Genomic DNA, 15,026 nt, shown 5'->3' with positions numbered 1-15,026 from the left:
GCCCCCGCAGACCAAGGAAGCACTGACCAAGGAAGCAGGATCCCCCTCATGACCACGTACGTGGAAGCGAACGCGGGGCAGCTGTCAGATCACCACCTGGCGGAACTGGACGCCAGCGAGATCGCCCCGGAGATCCGCGACGCTCGCGGGTACGAGACGCTGTACGGCACCGACGAGGACCGCGCGCGGCTGCGCGAGGCGTCCATTCCGGTGTGGGCCTGGCGCGAAGACACGGCGTTCCCGGGCCTGTTCATCCCGATCTACCGAGTAACCGGTGAGCAGATCGGCGCAATGTTCAAGCCCGGCCAGCCGCAGGTGCGCGATGAGAAGCCTGTGAAGTACGCGGCTGCGGTCGGCAAAGCTCGCCTGGACGTACCGCCGCTGATGGCGACTGCTGTCCGTACCGTCTCGGCGCCTCTGTGGATCACCGAGGGTGTGAAAAAGGCGGACTGCCTAGCGTCCAAAGGACTTCCAGTCGTCACCATCTCGGGCGTCTACAACTGGCGTGCACGACACGGCACCCTCGGCGACTGGGAGGACATCCCCCTCAAGGACCGCACAGTCGTGATCTGCTTCGACTCCGACGCGCGCCACAACATGAGCGTTCTGAAGGCCATGCGGCGGCTGGGGGCGTGGCTGGAGTCCAAGGGTGCTGCCGACATCCGGTATCTGATCGTCCCAGAGGAAGTCGACGGCCAGGCCGTCAAGGGCGTGGACGACTACTTCCACGCCGGCGGAACGCTTGAGGGTCTGCGCGACGCAGCCACCCGGGAGACCCCCAGCGACAACTCCCGCGACGCGGCATTCAGTGACGCCGTTCTCGCCGACACCGTGTGCTCCGAAGCTCTGGACGGCACGTACCGCTGGGCGTACGGCCTCGGGTGGATGCGCTGGAACGGCAAGACCTGGGGCGAGTGCCCCGAGCCGGTGGTGTTGGAGGAGATCCGCCAATGGGCGCTCTCCGGGTTCCAGCGGGTGCTGGACAAGCAGCGCGCCGAGCCGAGCAAGGATTACCGCGCGGAGATGGACGGCTGGCGCGGGGCCCTGTCCGCGTCCAAGCTGGGCAACCTGATGAAGCTGTCCAAGGGCAGTCTGGTCGCTCACGCGGCGGATTTCGACTACGACCCTGACGCGCTCAACTGCCAGAACGGCATCCTGGACCTGCGCACCGGCGTGCTCACGCCGCATGACCCCGACCGGCTCATGACGAAGATCACGGAGGCGGACTATGTCCCGGGCGCCCGGCACCCTGACTGGGACAAGGCTCTGGAGGCCGTGCCGGATGACGTGATCGACTGGTTCCAGCTCCGAATGGGGCAGGCGCTCACCGGCCACATCCCCCCAGACGACATCATCCTCCTGCTCCAGGGCGGCGGCTCCAACGGCAAGAGCACGGTCATGGACGCGCTCGCCCGCGCGGCCGGCGAGAAGGACGGATACCACACAGTGGTGTCCCACCGGGCCCTGCTCGGGAACGCAAGCGACAACCACCCCACGGAGATGATGGATTTCATGGGGGCCCGGCTCGCGGTACTGGAGGAGACCCCGGAGGCCAAGCGACTGGACGTCAACCGGGCCAAGCAGCTCGCCGGTACGAAGGCCATCAAGGCCCGCCGGATGAGGCAGGACCCGGTCACCTTCACGACGTCGCACACGTTGATCATCAACACGAACCACAGGCCTCTGGTGGACGAAACCGACCACGGTACGTGGCGGCGTCTGGCGCTGCTGTGCTTCCCGTTCACCTTCCGCAAGGCTGGGGAGCCGTGCACGGGCCCGAATGACAAGCCCGGTGACGGAACCCTGCGGCAGCGCCTCGCGACGGATGAGCGGGTGTCGGCGGCCGTCCTGGCGTGGGCCGTGGAGGGCGCCCGCAAGTGGTACGCGGCCGGACAGATCATGCCGCCGCCGCCGAAGCGGGTGGAGGACGACACGCTGGAGTGGCGCAAGGAGTCGGACCTGATTCTGTCGTTCATCGGGGACTGCCTGACGTTCGACTGGAACTCCCACATCCTCGCCCGGGAGCTGCACGAGGTCTTCAACCGGTACCTGGAGGACAAAGGTCACCGGGAATGGACGGACCGCACGTTCGTGTCCCGATTCGGAAGCCACGACGAGTGCGCGCGGAACGGCGTGCAGCGGAAGAAGATCCGGGCGCGGGACGGGCGATCGACTCTGGGCGGTCACGAGCCCAAGGGCGTCAACTACCAGGCGTGGCTCGGGGTGCGCTTCCAGGACCCGAACGGAAAAGACGAGGTCAACCCCACCGAGGACAATGGTGTACCCCCTGTACCCTCTCCTCCCTATAACCGAGAAATTGGCTCACACATAGGAGGAACAGGGGTAGAGGGTACAGCGGGTACACGTCCTCTGACCGACCCGGACGCGGACCCTTTCGCGGGTGATCCGTTCGCGGAAGCGGAAGCTGATCAGGCTCCCCGCGCGGCCACCGTCCCCGCCCCGTCCCCGGCTCCGGATGACGCGGCCACCCCGCCGCGCGCCGGCGGCGTCATCGGGTTCGACCTGGAGACCCACAGCGCCAAGCGCCTGTTCGTCCACAAGGATCTCGGAGGCGACCCGTACGTCCGCCTCGCCGGCTACGTCACCGAGGACGGCACCGAGGTCGTCGTCAACTCCGTGGAGGAGTTGATCAAGCGGCTGGAGGACGCCGACGAGCTGTACGGCCACAACCTGCTCGGGTTCGACTTGATGGCGCTCGCCCGTCACCACGGCGCCGACTACGACAAGCTGGCCGCGAAGACCATGGACACCCTGCGGTGGGTCCAGACCATCGACCCGCCCGGCGCCGCGCACGAGAAGCCGTGGGCGACCAAGGGCTACTACGGCCTGGACCAGGTAGCCGAGCGCAACGGCCTGCCCGGCAAGACGGACGACCTGGCCGCGCTCGCCTTCAAGTACGGTCCGGAGGAGGCCGGCGGCCGCAAACTGGACAAGGCCGAGCGCACGGACCTCGGGTACGGGCGCATCCCGGTCAACGAGCTGAGCGTGTACTTCAGCGGCGATCTCCAGGCCACCCGGGGCGTGCGGCGCGCTCTGGGCGAGCCCTCGGACTACGTCCGCCGGGAGATGCGGGTCGCCCACATCCAGCACCGGCCCACCCTGACCGGCTGGAAGGTCGACGTCCCCGTCCTGCGCGAGCTGGTCGACGCGGAGGCGGCCAAGCGGCAGGAGTCCCTGGAGTGGCTGCACGAGCACTGCGGCGTACCCCTGACCAAGTCCGTCGGTAGGGGCCGGGGCAAGAACCGCGTCTTCACCGACGAGTCCGTCAAGGCCCCGCTGTCCACCAACGAAGGCCGTGAGGCGATCATCAAGGCCTTCGCCGACCGGGGTGCGGTGCACTACCCCAAGACGGCCTCCGGGCTGATCAGCCTCAACAAGGACGCGCTGGGCGAGGCGTCGTACATGGTGGGCAAGGGCTCCGGGGCCCGGCAGGTGCCCGCCATGCTCAACCCGAACGTCTTGCGCATGTTCGCCGAGCGCGGCGCCGACGTAGACGCCCTGCGCGAGATGTGCGGCCACATCATCACCGTGACCTCGTCGGTCCAGAAGTACGCCGAGATCATGGACCACCTCGTCGGCGACCGGATCCACCCGCAGGTCGGCGACCTTCAGGGCGCCGGCCGGTGGGCGTACGTCCGCCCCTCGGTCACCAACATGGCCAAGCGCGGCGGCAAGGTCACGCAGAGGCGACCCCTCATCGCCGACGACGGCCACGTCCTGATCTGTTTCGACCTGGACCAGGTCGACATGCGCGCCATCGCCGGGCACTGCCAGGACCCGGCGTACATGGCGAACTTCGCTCCCGGCGAAGACGCCCACTCGCGCATCGCCGATGCCGTGTTCGGCCGCCACGATGGCGAGTGGCGCGACAACTCCAAGCGCATCGGCCACGGCTGGAACTACGGCATGTCCGTGAAGGGCATCGCCAACAGCGGTGTGGAGCTGGAGCTGGCGCAGAAGTTCGACGACCAGATGAACGCGCAGTACCCCGGGCTGTGCGCCTGGCGGACCGAGGTCCGGGAACGGGCGGCGGCCGGCGAGATGCTGGACAACGGGTTCGGTCGCAAGATGCGCTGCAACCCCGACCGTGCCTGGACGCAGGCCCCGGCCCTCATGGGCCAGGGCGGCGCCCGGGACATCATGTGCGAGGCGCTGCTGCGCCTGGTCGACATGATCCCCGAGGCCCTGGAGTGGCTGCGCTGCGTCGTGCACGACGAGGTCGTCCTGTGCGTCCCCGAACACATGGCCGAGGGCGTCAAGGAGGCCGTGCTGGAGGCGTTCACGTTCGAGTTCAAGGGCGTGCCGATCACGGCCGGGGCCTCCAAAGCGGCCCGTGACTGGGCCTCCTGCTACGCGAAGGACTGACCGAGCCGGGGCCGGGCCTCACCGTCCGGCCCCGGCGCGTTCGGCGATTCGCCGGACAAGTGACGTAATGACCAAGGAACCAGGAAGAGCAGGAGGCGGGCCGTGTTGCGAGGCGAGTGGGCTGAGTGCCCTGCGTGCGGTGAACCGGTGCAGATGTGGGACACGCTCCCGGTGCACTCCGTCCGGCTGGGCCGGGTCTGCGAGGCGTCGGTGCTCTCCTACGAGGACGCGCTGGCGGTGCAGCTCATACGGGCCGAGGGCGGGGACCGGCTGCGACTGGCGGCCCACCCATAGGGGTTGTTCCGGCGCACCGGCCATGGTTTAATTAAATCGAATGGTTCGGCTGATGGCCGGACCACGACCAAGGAAGGCAGGGCCTCATGGACTGGCGGCATAAGGAAACGGCGGAGCGCAGCAAGCGCATCGCGGCGGCCCGGCAGTGGGCCGAGTGCGCTGGCAAGGAAGCCCGAGACGGCTTCCCTGAGTGGTACGAGGACACCGGGCGTGCGGACCGCTACACCGACGCGTACGCCGCGTGGCTGGCGTCCCCGGCCCGGATCGAGCGGTGGGCCGAGCGCAGCGGCATCTTCGTCGGCAAGGGCTTCGCCAAGTGGTACTTGGGGACTGAGCGCACCGACACCTTCGCGGAGGCGTACGAGGTCTACCGCGACATGCTGCACGCCGAGATCGCAGAGGACCGGGCGCGGAGGGCAGGACGATGAGCACCGACACCTACGACCTGGGACACATCGCGAGCGGCATCGACCGCATCGAGCGGGCCCGGAAGATCATCGACCGCCGCCGGCACACCGACAAGGTCGGCGCCGACTGGAAGCCCGGGGAGCCGGGCATGGAGCACCCGAAGGTCGTCGGCGTCACCGCGCAGGCCGTGCTTGACTACAGCGACGACGGCGCCCGCTTCCAGGTGAACGGCTACACCTACGACGGCCACCACCTCTACCGCCGGGAGTTCGCGTCGCTGGACGCGGCCCTGCGCAACGGCTCCCGCGTGGCCAACGACGGCCCGACGCCGGCCGAGCGCGCGGAGGCGTGGAACCTGACGTACCCCGAGGGCCAGACGGTCCGCTACTGGACCGGAGCGCGTGAGGGCGCCGGCGAGACGGGGCGCACCCGCAGCGCGGCGTGGGTGGCGGAGGGGCACACCGCCGTCGTGTTCGTCACCGGGCACGGCGCCTGGATCTCCCTCCGCCACGTCGACCCGATCCCGGAGACGGAGGGGACGGCATGACGACCCTCGCTGAGACTCTGGCCACTGGGGCGAAGCACGACCCGGGCATCATCCCGCCGAACACCTTCTACGACCTGCTGCGCACCGTGGAGGCGCTGTGCCCGTGCGGCAACACGACGAGCGTCCGGGACGGCGTCCTGACCACCCACGAGCCGAAGTCGACGTGGGACAGGGACGGCAAGCGCCGGCCGGTGATCGCCGATGCGACCGGCACCGGGTGGACCTGCCGCTACAGCGGCCGGACGGTCACCCTGGCCGCCGCGCTGGAGCGCGACGCCGTGCTCACTCCTGCGGAGAAGTACACCCGGGACACCACGCTGCGGCGCCTGAAGGCAGGCATCGTGGACCGGGCGCCCGCCGGCTACGCCTTGCCGAAGCCGGTCGCGGAGCTGTTCGCGCTCGCCGAGGCCAACGGATGGACCACGGCGCAGGCGTGGGCGTCGCGTGACGACGGGTACGCCCTGGACGTCCGGGTGAGCCGGGCCACCGACGAAGGCTGGCTCTGGAAGTACGACCTGTCGTACTTCGTCGCCCCGGGCGTCGCACGCCGGACCCCGTTCGGGCTGTCCGTCACGCCGGACCGCAGGCGCCTGCACGACACCCCGTCGATCAAGGCCATCCGCGCCGTCATCACGGCCAACCCGGTGGAGGGCTGAGCGATGAACAAGCGGGAGATCCGGCGAGAGGCCAACTTCCGGGCGGGGCTGATCCTGGAAGCGGCCATGGGCGAGTGGGGGCCCGACGACCTCGTGAAGCGACTCGGGCAGGACGCCGTGGACGCCATCACGGACGAGATCCTGAACATCGCTCAGGCCCTGCGCAACCGAGGGGGCCGGGAGTAATGGGCAGGGCGAGCAGCGGGGGCACCTGCCCCCTGTGCCGTAACCCGGTCTCCTTCACCGCCACGGGGAAGCTGTACCGGCACCGGGGCAACGAGCGGGCCCTGGCCAGCGCGCGGCGTCTGGAGTGCCGGGCCTCGGGAACGAAGTACGCCGTTGCCCAGCGCCTGCGGGCCAACAAGGACGCCGGGCGCCACGCGTACCGCAACGAGGACGGCTCGTGGATGTACGTCTGCGGGAGGTGCGGCCGGGAAGCGAAGCCCTGGCCCTTGGAGCGGAGCGACAAGTGCGCGCCGAAGGACTGGGCGCACTGCATCCGGCCGCCGCTGCAACTGCCGACCAAGGAAGCGAGGAACGAGGAATGAGCACAGATCACCCGTACACATGGGGCGACGTGCGAGAGCGCCCGGCCGACGAACTGGCCGTCGGGGACACGTGGGTCAACCCCGGCACCGGGGCCGCCTACTTCGCCGGAGAGGGCGGCCGAGTGCACGGCGCGGGCATTGTGCATGAGATGCCGATGCGCGGTATCGCCTGGACCGTCACGGCCCGGGAGGGCAAGCGCATCACGGCGTGCAGCCAGACCGGAGCGACGCTGACGGGCGAGTTCCCGGCCGGCCACAGGGTCCTGGTCGTCACCGAGGAGGGACAGGCAGATGGCTGAGCCGAGGCGCACGAGGCTGATCGTGGACGTCGAGTGGCGCGGCCACCCTGACGCCGAGCACGGAGACGAGTACTACGAGGACCGTGAACTGACCGACGTAGCAACGAGGTGGATCACGGACGCGTTCTACGACCGCGACGACTCGCCCCAGGTCACCGTGACCGAGGTTCCCGGCGCGTCGGCCGATCGGGGCCGGGACAGCGGAGAGGCGCTCACCTCCGTGCGCACGGTGCTGAGCCGGGCGGAGACGGCGCTGGAGGAGCTGGGGCCCGACGGCACCCGGCTGGAGTGGGCGCCGAAGACCGGCGACCCGGAGCAGGACAACTACCCCTTGCGCAAGGCGGGGAGGTTCGAGGACCCCGACGCCCCGGCCATGCGGGCCGCCCTGCGGGCCGTCGTCGCACTGCTCGGGCCCTGGCGGAAGACCGGCCGGACCAAGCGGTCCACCTGCCTCTGACCACCCGACGAACCACCGAGCCCCGGAGCCCTCACGGCCCCGGGCTTCGTCGTGCACCGCTCGCTCCGCTCACGGGGCCACAGCACCGGAACGATCATGCCCCGGTCCGGTCTTAACATCGCCGCGTCCGACGACCAGGCGAAGGGGCGGCCATGACCACGACCATCGGAACCGAACAGGTCTCGCTGGAGGATCTCACTCCGTTCGAGGGCAACGCGCGCCGGGGCAACGTGGAGACGATCCTGGACTCCCTGCGCGCGAACGGCCAGTACAAGCCCCTCACCGTCCGCCGGCAGGGCGAGACGATGACGATCCTCGCCGGGAACCACACCTACCTGGCGCTGCTGCGGCACGAGGAGTCCGGCCGTGACGCCTGCCGGGACTGGGAACTGGCCAACGACAGGCCGTGCCAGCTCTGCATCAACGTGGACGCCGACGACCCGACGGCGCTCTCCCACCTCATCGAGTGCGACGACGACACGGCCAAGCGCATCAACCTGGTCGACAACAAGGCGGCCGACGACGGTGCCTATGACGAGGAGGCCCTGGCCGCCATCCTCGGCTCCTTGGAGAGCGGCCCCGCCGGCACCGGCTACACCGACGAGGAAGCCGACTCGATCCTGGCCCGGTACGAGGAGGAGGACGTCGTCGAGTACACCGCCCCTGCGGTCGCCGGCTACAACGACGACCCCGAGGAACGCCAGGCGCGCATGGACTCCCACGGCGGCGAGAACAGCCAGCCGTACGAGTCACGCGGCGTGCGGGACATCTTCCTCGCCATGCCGACCGCCGAGGCCGACGAGTTGGGCCGGTGCATCCTGGCGCTGCGCGAGCACTTCGGCGCCATGACCCAGAGCGAGGTCGTACTGCGGGCGGCCCGGGTCGCCGTGGCGGTGATGGACGGGGCCGACTCGGGCTTGACGCTGGCGGACTGCCTCGCCCGGGGCGAGGAGATCTACGCGGCCCCGGCTGATGCGGCGTGAGCGAACCGAACAGCGCGCTGCTGGACGACTACCTCGCCTTCCACCGGTTGCAGACGAGCACCCGGGACATGGACCCGGTGTACCCGGTGCTGCGGCAGATGGCCGACAGCCTGTCCCTGACGGACGAACAACGGGTGTGGCTGGTCGTGTGCCACGTCGCCTACTACCACCTCGGCTCCGCACTGCGTGCTTTCGCGGCCGTCCCCGACCCGGCCCGAGCCTCCGACGCTGTCATGGATCTGCCGGTGGCCACCGAGCGGCGCGGCCACTGGTCCCGCAGAGCGCTGCACCGCCACCTCTCCGCTGTCCAGCAAGTTGCCCGCGAAGACCCCAGAGGCCTGAGCGGCTGGCTCATGCGGGGTCTGGACGGCGGCGGCCCCCGGGACAACTGGGCGATGCTCTCCGGCCGGCTCCTGAGCATCCCGGGCAACGGCCGCTGGGCCGCCTTCAAGACCTGCGAGATGCTGCAACAGGTATGCGGGGCGAACGTCGCGGCGCCGGACATGGGGCACGCCCACTCGTCCGGCCCTCGCAAGGGCCTGGGACTGCTGTACTCCGGCCTGCCGTCCGGCAACGGCCCTGCGGCTGTTCGGGAACTCAACCGAGTCTCCGACGGCCTGGTGAGCCTCATGGCCGGGGCGGTGCCCTCGGTCAGCGTCGAGACCGCTGAGACGTCACTGTGCGACTTCCACTCGATGAGCCGGGGTGGCTACTACCCGGGCCACGACATCGACAAGATGCAGCATCAGCTCGACCAGGTCCCCAGCGAGCTGGCCGGAGCCGCCTATGCCGCCCGTCTCCAGGAGCTGCCGAGGGCCTACCTCGGAGAGCTGAACGGGTGGAACGGGGTGGACGCCGGGCGCCGGAAGGTCTACCGGGACACCGGCCGTATACCTGAGAGGACACCGCAGTGAGAGTGATGGTGGCCGGCGCGGGGATCGCCGGAAGCTGCGTGGCCCGTGCACTGCGTGAACGCGGGCACGATGTGACGGTGGCCGACGGGTACTCGCAGAGCGCGGCGAGCCGGTGCGCGTTCGCCTTCACCCGGACCGCCTGGTGGACGGGCGACCAGCGAACCGACGTGCGGGCGGCTCTGGCCTGGTACGGCAGGCACGGGTGGCTGGTCGACGACTCCGCCGAGGTCAAGGATCTCCGGCGCGGGCGTACGGTCCGGCAGGGTGACCACTACCTCGTCGACCCTCTCGGGCCTCTGGTCGACCCGGATGTGGCCCAACACGTCACCGCGTGGAAGGGGGCGGGCCACGTCGTGGCTGTCACACTCGCCGACGGCACCCGGACCGAGACGGACGCCCTAGTACTCTCCACGGCCCGGTCCGCGACCGGCGCATCGCGGGCACTCACCTACGGAGGCGTATGGGAGGCGCCCGGCAGACACCTCGCCGGGCCAGGGCCGCTCGCTCTGCTGCGCGTCACCGACCGGCTCAGCCACACGGCGGCTTGGGACGGGACGTTCACGCGGGTCGGGGCCTCCAAGGCGTCGACCGCCTCCGGTGCCCGGCAGCGAGCTGAACGCATCCTCTCGCGCATGTGCCACGAGGGGCTGGTCGACCCCGAGGCGCCCTGGGTCTACCGGGAGGGCGTGAGGTACACCCCGCCGGCGGGCCCTGCCGCGTGCGAGGTGGAGCCGAGGGTGTGGGCCCTGACGGGCTTCGGGCGCTCCGGGTACTCCACAGCGCCGGCCGCTGCTCAGCGTCTCGCGGCGCGTCTGGCCGGGGAGGGTCTGTGATCAGCGAGCTGCTCTACATCGTCGGCCCGCCCGGGGTGGGCAAGTCCACGCTGGCGCGGGAGTTGCGCACCGGCTGGGACCTTGAGGTGAGCCGTCACCACGCCGTCCCTCACACGCGGCTGAACCACCCGGCGACCGGCCGCACCGTCGGCCTGGAACTCGGAGTGCCCCGCGAGGACTTCCCCGGCACCGACGCCCTGGCCATGGACATAGGGCCCCGGGCACTTCAGTTCCTGTCGGCTGCCTACGTCCACTTCGCCCTCGGTGAGGGCGCTCGCCTGGCCACGCGGCCCTTCCTCGGAGGCCTCGCCGGACAGGGCGTCGCGGTGACGGTGGTGGAGCTGATGGCCTCGCCGGCGCTACTGGACGCACGGTGGCGCGAGCGCGGCGCGAAGCAGAACCCGTCCTGGCGCAAGGGCGCGGCCACCCGGGCTCAGCGCATATCGGAGTGGGCCGCCGGCGCCCCGGGCGTCAGGCTGCGGTGCATCGATGTGGAGCAGTACAGCCTGGCGGAGATGGTGGCCGAGGTGCGCGACGTCTTCCCGCCCGTTGCCCTGGAGGTGACCTGGTGATCTCCATTCGCCTGCGCTCGCGCATCAGCAAGCAGGAGTTGGACGAGAAGATCGGCAAGGTCATCGGCGACGACGCCTACAACGTGCTGCTGACCGGCCCGTCCCGGGTGTTCATGCCCAACGGGCAGCCGCTGTGCGTCTACCTGCCCGGCGCGATGCGCGACGTCGTGACCGAGGAGCAGTACGAGATCCTGCATTCGCTGCGCGGCGACAAAACCCACAACCGGGGCCCGGCCTCGGGCTCACAGGCCGTCCGGCCGGGGGAACAGAAACGCCAGTACTTCAAGTACGTCAGCTCATCCATCCTCGGCTCGTTCGACCCGAACGGCACGTTCAAGTTCTGCCGGTTGACGGCGTGGACCGGTCGGAACCTCCCCAGGTGGGAGGCGCTGCGCCCGGCGCTCCAAGCCGTCGCGGACAACATGCGCACGCACGTGCCCGAGCGGTACGCGGCGCAGATGGAGGAGATCGAGCAGACGCATCCGGACTGGGTCGTCCCACACACCCCGTTCACGACGATCACTGTCAACAACACGTACCCGACCGGCGTCCACACGGACAAGGGTGACCTGGACAAGGGGTTCAGTACGATCTTCTGTCTGCGACGGGGCGAGTACACCGGCGGCCGGTTCGTCTTCCCGGAGTTCCGCGTCGCGGTCGATCTCCAGGACGGTGACCTGATCCTGATGGACGCTCACCAGTGGCACGGCAACACGGCCCTCGTCTGTGCCTGCGGGGAGAAGCGCACGGCGTACTGCGAGACCTGCGGAGCCGAGCGGATCTCGGTCGTCAGTTACATGCGCACCGCGATGACTAAGTGCGGCAGCGAGGCCGAGGAGATCAGCCGGGCCCGGGAGTACCGCGAGCGCACCAAGGGCGTCCTGCGTGAACCGCGTTAACCGTTAGGGAGGCTAAGGACTATGGCGAAGGGTGATCCACCCAACCAGCAGCCGAGCCACCGGGCGATGGTGGCGCAGCGGCGCGCGAAGGCCATCGAACTGAAGAACCGGGGCCTGAGCTGGCAGCAGGTCGCTGAGCAGATGGCCCCGCACTACCTGGACTCCGAGGGCAACCCGTCGGCCGCCGCCGCGTGCGTGGACGTCTCCCGCGCGCTGAAGCAGGCCAACAAGGAACTCGGCATGGGGCTGGAGGAATACCGTGAGGCCGCGCGGATGCGGCTGGACGGGCTGCGCCGCCAGGTCCACGCGGTGCTCGCCCGGCCGCACTACGTGCTGCACGCGGGCCAAATCGTCCGCGATGAGGAGGGCAATCCGCTGCGGGACAGCGGGCCCGTCCTCGCGGCCATCGACCGGCTGATGCGCATCGAGGAACGCCAGGCGAAGATCGACGGCACGGACGCCTCGGAGAAGCTGACCATCGCCCTGGACCGCCGGGTCGACGAAGAGACGACCGTGGTCGTGGAGGCGATCCTGGCCGGCGCCAACGCGGTTGAGCTGGAGCCCGCGCAGCGGCAGCGGATGCTGGAGGCCGCCGGCGCGCACCTGCGCGTCCTGGAGGGCGAGGTCGTCGGAGAGGCAGAGGAGCCGGAGTGAGCTGGTAGGTGCGCGTGGCGTTCGGTGGCATCATCCGGGACTCACCCACGACACAGGAGGCAGACGTGCCCCTTCCCACTGACGGGTTCGAGACCACGCGGATCACCTACACGCTCGCGACCAGCAACAATCTGCCGGTTCAGATCACGGTCACGACGAACAGCGGTGACCGGCGGACGGCGTTCGAGGAGTTCCAGCCGTACCTGGAGACGGCCCTGGCGACGCTGCGCGCCGACTACGCGAACGGCACCGAGCAGGAGGTGCTCTACGTCGAGCGCACCTACGACGCGACGGTGCGTGACCAGATGTCCAGCGAGTAAGCGGCGGGCCGTCTGGGTACGACACTCGGGACGGCGGGCTCATGAGCACCGCCTCAGCTCTGGAACCGCCCGGCGCCGCACCGGGCGGTTCCTGCGTTTCCTGGGCTGTTCGGCGATTCTCCGGTCCCTGGCTACCATCCGGCCACGATCAGGGACCAAGGAGACGAGGGGCCATGCGCGTTCTGCTCACCGGTGCGTCGGGCTTCGTCGGCAGCCACCTCTTGCGCCACCTGCTGACGAACACCGACTGGGACATCACCTGTCCGGTCAGCTTCCACCACAAGGGCCTGCCAGCCCGGATCGCCTCGGCGGTATGCGATCTGCGGTGGACGGATCGGGTGGACGTCGTGCACTGGGACATGCGAGCCCCGGCCGACCCGCTGACGCTGCACCAGTTCGAGGACTGCGACGTCATCATGAATGTCGCGAGCGAGAGCCACGTGGACCGCTCCATCGCTCACCCGGTGACGTTCGTGCAGAACAACACCTCGCTGATGCTCAACATCCTGGAGGTCGCGCGGGCCATCAAGCCCCGGTTGTTCCTCCAGATGTCCACGGACGAGGTCTACGGCCCGGCCTACGGGGACCACCGGCACGCGGAGTGGGAGCCGGCCGTGCCGTCCAACCCGTACTCGGCGAGCAAGGCCGCGCAGGAGGTCATAGCGATCAGCTACTGGCGGACCTACGGCGTGCCGGTCGTCCTGACCAACACCATGAACATCATCGGCGAGATGCAGGACGGCGAGAAGTTCCTGCCGAAGATCATCAAGTGTCTGCGCGCAGGTCGTCCGCTCCTGGTACACACCGCGCCCGACGGCACCCCCGGCTCCCGCTTCTACCTGCACGCACGGAATCTGGCTGACGCCTGGCTGTTCCTGACGCGGCGGTACACCGAGGACGAGCCCGAGGTGACCACCCTCGGCGGCGAGACCATACGCATCGCCATGGGCCCGGCGCAGTACCGAGACGGCGCCTTCACCCGGCCGGAGCGGTACAACATCGTCGGCGAGCGCGAGGTGAACAACGTAGAGCTGGTGCACCTGGTGGGGGAGGCTATGGGTCTGGACTCCGCCGTGGTGGACGACCTCATCGAGCCCATCGCCTTCCACGCCTCACGCCCCGGCCACGACCTGCGCTACGCCCTGGACGGCTCCCGCATGGCCCGCCTCGGGTGGGAGCCGCCTGTGCCGCTGGAGAAGTCCATCGAGACCACCGTGCGCTGGTCGCTGGACAACCCGCTTTGGCTGGAGCTGTGAGGCCCAGATGGTTTAGCAAAACCATCAATCGGGGATTTAACTAAATGAAAGTGTCCTGGCAGGCCCGGTGATTCTGCCCGGGACGTCGCCGGTCGACAAGGGCCCCGGGTCAGTGGACGTGACCCGGGGCCCACCCCAATCTACGGAAGGAGCGGCCGAGGTGGACACCGCACCGCAGCCCATCGTCCTGACCGAGCGTCAACGTCACATCCTGTGGCTGCTGTCCACCGGCCACACCTGCGCGGACATCGCCCGCAAGACCGATGGGGCCCCGGGCGTCGTACGGAAGACCTGCGCCCGCATCTACGCGGTCATGGGCGTGGCCACCGCCGCGCAGGCCGTCCGCAACGGCCTGCTGGCCGGGCACATAGGCCCGTACGAGGACTGCGGTCTGCTGGCGGCCTACCGCCGCCACCTCAAGCGGGACGAACCCATCTGCGCCGCCTGCAAGCGAGGCAACCGGGAACGCATGGACGCCGAGGCCGCCACGCGCCGGCCGGTCCAGCTCGCCGAACCCCACGTGAGGCTCCTGCGCGCGTTCGACGCGGGGCGCACGCAGGAGCAGGTGTGCAAGGCGTGGGGCGTCAGCCACCGGACCGTGAAGTCCCTCACTGCTGAGGCGTACGCCGCGCTCGGCGTCGCACAGCTCCCGCCGCCGGTCCGCCGCGAGGTGGCCCTACGCGAGGCCCGGATGCGCGGCTTGCTGAGGAACCAGCCTCCGCCCCGGCCGAGCAGCGCGCAGTCCCCGGTTCATCTGTCTGACACGCAGGTCAGCATCCTGCTGGAGCTGGAGAAGGGCGCGTCTTTGTCGCAGACCGCGACCAGGCTGGAGATGCCCCCGGGCTCGTGCGCGTCCAGGTTGTCCGAGGCATACCGGCGGCTGGACGTGGCGTGGATGGACAAGGGGACGCGGCTGCCCGAGGCTCTGCGCAAGGCCCGCGCCCTCGGACTGCTGCCCGAAGCCGCGACGACCTGAGCTGTTTGGCCGTTTCGTGACCCG

At 69.6% G+C, this 15,026-nt stretch carries 18 protein-coding genes; all 18 read left to right on the top strand.

Annotated features, from left to right (window positions below; genetic code table 11):
* The first annotated feature begins 48 nt into the window (after window positions 1–48).
* The 18 genes from CCL05_RS08600 to CCL05_RS08520 all read left to right on the top strand — a co-directional run bounded on the left by CCL05_RS08600 (window position 49) and on the right by CCL05_RS08520 (window position 15,002).
* Entirely contained in the window at window positions 49–4,386 is a 4,338-nt protein-coding gene (locus CCL05_RS08600; RefSeq protein WP_086559900.1) for a phage/plasmid primase, P4 family, read from the top strand.
* Between the two features lie 147 nt (window positions 4,387–4,533).
* A complete protein-coding gene (locus CCL05_RS44745; protein WP_158102429.1) occupies window positions 4,534–4,680 on the top strand; it encodes a hypothetical protein in 147 nt (48 codons plus the stop codon).
* Between the two features lie 86 nt (window positions 4,681–4,766).
* The gene (locus CCL05_RS08595) at window positions 4,767–5,108 is read left to right on the top strand and encodes a hypothetical protein (RefSeq protein ID WP_086559899.1); all 342 of its coding nucleotides are present in this window, start codon (window positions 4,767–4,769) and stop codon (window positions 5,106–5,108) included.
* Window positions 5,105–5,635: a hypothetical protein gene (locus CCL05_RS08590; protein ID WP_086559898.1), complete on the top strand. Its 531-nt coding sequence runs from the start codon at window positions 5,105–5,107 to the stop codon at window positions 5,633–5,635. Before CCL05_RS08595 ends, CCL05_RS08590 begins: the two co-directional genes overlap by 4 nt.
* Complete coding sequence (locus CCL05_RS08585; RefSeq protein ID WP_086559897.1) at window positions 5,632–6,291, top strand: hypothetical protein; 660 nt, start codon at window positions 5,632–5,634, stop codon at window positions 6,289–6,291. Before CCL05_RS08590 ends, CCL05_RS08585 begins: the two co-directional genes overlap by 4 nt.
* A 3-nt stretch (window positions 6,292–6,294) precedes the next feature.
* Complete coding sequence (locus CCL05_RS08580; RefSeq protein WP_086559896.1) at window positions 6,295–6,477, top strand: hypothetical protein; 183 nt, start codon at window positions 6,295–6,297, stop codon at window positions 6,475–6,477.
* The gene (locus CCL05_RS08575; protein WP_086559895.1) at window positions 6,477–6,839 is read left to right on the top strand and encodes a hypothetical protein; all 363 of its coding nucleotides are present in this window, start codon (window positions 6,477–6,479) and stop codon (window positions 6,837–6,839) included. Before CCL05_RS08580 ends, CCL05_RS08575 begins: the two co-directional genes overlap by 1 nt.
* Window positions 6,836–7,138 carry a hypothetical protein gene (locus CCL05_RS08570; RefSeq protein WP_086559894.1) on the top strand — a complete coding sequence of 101 codons (303 nt, stop codon included), beginning with the start codon at window positions 6,836–6,838 and terminating at the stop codon, window positions 7,136–7,138. The genes CCL05_RS08575 and CCL05_RS08570 overlap by 4 nt, the downstream gene beginning before the upstream one ends.
* The gene (locus CCL05_RS08565) at window positions 7,131–7,595 is read left to right on the top strand and encodes a hypothetical protein (RefSeq protein WP_086559893.1); all 465 of its coding nucleotides are present in this window, start codon (window positions 7,131–7,133) and stop codon (window positions 7,593–7,595) included. The genes CCL05_RS08570 and CCL05_RS08565 overlap by 8 nt, the downstream gene beginning before the upstream one ends.
* A gap of 152 nt (window positions 7,596–7,747) precedes the next feature.
* A complete protein-coding gene (locus CCL05_RS08560) occupies window positions 7,748–8,578 on the top strand; it encodes a ParB N-terminal domain-containing protein (protein WP_086559892.1) in 831 nt (276 codons plus the stop codon).
* Window positions 8,575–9,492: an ADDT family thymidine hypermodification transferase gene (locus tag CCL05_RS08555; protein WP_086559891.1), complete on the top strand. Its 918-nt coding sequence runs from the start codon at window positions 8,575–8,577 to the stop codon at window positions 9,490–9,492. Before CCL05_RS08560 ends, CCL05_RS08555 begins: the two co-directional genes overlap by 4 nt.
* A gap of 38 nt (window positions 9,493–9,530) precedes the next feature.
* The gene (locus CCL05_RS08550) at window positions 9,531–10,325 is read left to right on the top strand and encodes a hypothetical protein (protein WP_143589840.1); all 795 of its coding nucleotides are present in this window, start codon (window positions 9,531–9,533) and stop codon (window positions 10,323–10,325) included.
* Window positions 10,322–10,897: a P-loop-containing protein gene (locus CCL05_RS08545; RefSeq protein WP_086559889.1), complete on the top strand. Its 576-nt coding sequence runs from the start codon at window positions 10,322–10,324 to the stop codon at window positions 10,895–10,897. The genes CCL05_RS08550 and CCL05_RS08545 overlap by 4 nt, the downstream gene beginning before the upstream one ends.
* Window positions 10,894–11,796 carry a hypothetical protein gene (locus CCL05_RS08540; protein WP_086559888.1) on the top strand — a complete coding sequence of 301 codons (903 nt, stop codon included), beginning with the start codon at window positions 10,894–10,896 and terminating at the stop codon, window positions 11,794–11,796. Before CCL05_RS08545 ends, CCL05_RS08540 begins: the two co-directional genes overlap by 4 nt.
* Window positions 11,797–11,817: 21 nt before the next feature.
* Window positions 11,818–12,450 (top strand): hypothetical protein, encoded by a 633-nt coding sequence (locus tag CCL05_RS08535; RefSeq protein WP_086559887.1) that lies wholly within the window; start codon window positions 11,818–11,820, stop codon window positions 12,448–12,450.
* 65 nt (window positions 12,451–12,515) lie between these two features.
* Window positions 12,516–12,770 (top strand): hypothetical protein, encoded by a 255-nt coding sequence (locus CCL05_RS08530; protein ID WP_143589839.1) that lies wholly within the window; start codon window positions 12,516–12,518, stop codon window positions 12,768–12,770.
* A gap of 173 nt (window positions 12,771–12,943) precedes the next feature.
* Complete coding sequence (locus CCL05_RS08525; RefSeq protein ID WP_158102428.1) at window positions 12,944–14,026, top strand: dTDP-glucose 4,6-dehydratase; 1,083 nt, start codon at window positions 12,944–12,946, stop codon at window positions 14,024–14,026.
* 160 nt (window positions 14,027–14,186) lie between these two features.
* On the top strand, window positions 14,187–15,002 hold the full coding sequence (locus tag CCL05_RS08520) for a helix-turn-helix transcriptional regulator (RefSeq protein WP_086559884.1): 816 nt from the start codon (window positions 14,187–14,189) through the stop codon (window positions 15,000–15,002).
* The last annotated feature ends 24 nt before the right edge of the window (window positions 15,003–15,026 follow it).

It is taken from the genome of Streptomyces africanus, from assembly GCF_002150735.1.
Taxonomy (GTDB): Bacteria; Actinomycetota; Actinomycetes; order Streptomycetales; family Streptomycetaceae; genus Streptomyces; species Streptomyces africanus.
The sequence above is the reverse complement of the archived record's forward strand: the minus strand, read 5'-3'. Positions and strand labels throughout refer to the sequence as shown.

Bases quoted from the DNA above. Each gene is read 5' to 3' on its own strand.
- CCL05_RS08535 (WP_086559887.1), top strand. From the start codon at position 11,818: ATGGCGAAGGGTGATCCACCCAACCAGCAGCCGAGCCACCGGGCGATG.
- CCL05_RS08570 (WP_086559894.1), top strand. From the start codon at position 6,836: ATGAGCACAGATCACCCGTACACATGGGGCGACGTGCGAGAGCGCCCG.
- CCL05_RS08585 (WP_086559897.1), top strand. From the start codon at position 5,632: ATGACGACCCTCGCTGAGACTCTGGCCACTGGGGCGAAGCACGACCCG.
- CCL05_RS08575 (WP_086559895.1), top strand. From the start codon at position 6,477: ATGGGCAGGGCGAGCAGCGGGGGCACCTGCCCCCTGTGCCGTAACCCG.
- CCL05_RS08590 (WP_086559898.1), top strand. From the start codon at position 5,105: ATGAGCACCGACACCTACGACCTGGGACACATCGCGAGCGGCATCGAC.
- CCL05_RS08560 (WP_086559892.1), top strand. From the start codon at position 7,748: ATGACCACGACCATCGGAACCGAACAGGTCTCGCTGGAGGATCTCACT.
- CCL05_RS08525 (WP_158102428.1), top strand. From the start codon at position 12,944: ATGCGCGTTCTGCTCACCGGTGCGTCGGGCTTCGTCGGCAGCCACCTC.
- CCL05_RS08600 (WP_086559900.1), top strand. From the start codon at position 49: ATGACCACGTACGTGGAAGCGAACGCGGGGCAGCTGTCAGATCACCAC.
- CCL05_RS08595 (WP_086559899.1), top strand. From the start codon at position 4,767: ATGGACTGGCGGCATAAGGAAACGGCGGAGCGCAGCAAGCGCATCGCG.
- CCL05_RS08580 (WP_086559896.1), top strand. From the start codon at position 6,295: ATGAACAAGCGGGAGATCCGGCGAGAGGCCAACTTCCGGGCGGGGCTG.
- CCL05_RS08565 (WP_086559893.1), top strand. From the start codon at position 7,131: ATGGCTGAGCCGAGGCGCACGAGGCTGATCGTGGACGTCGAGTGGCGC.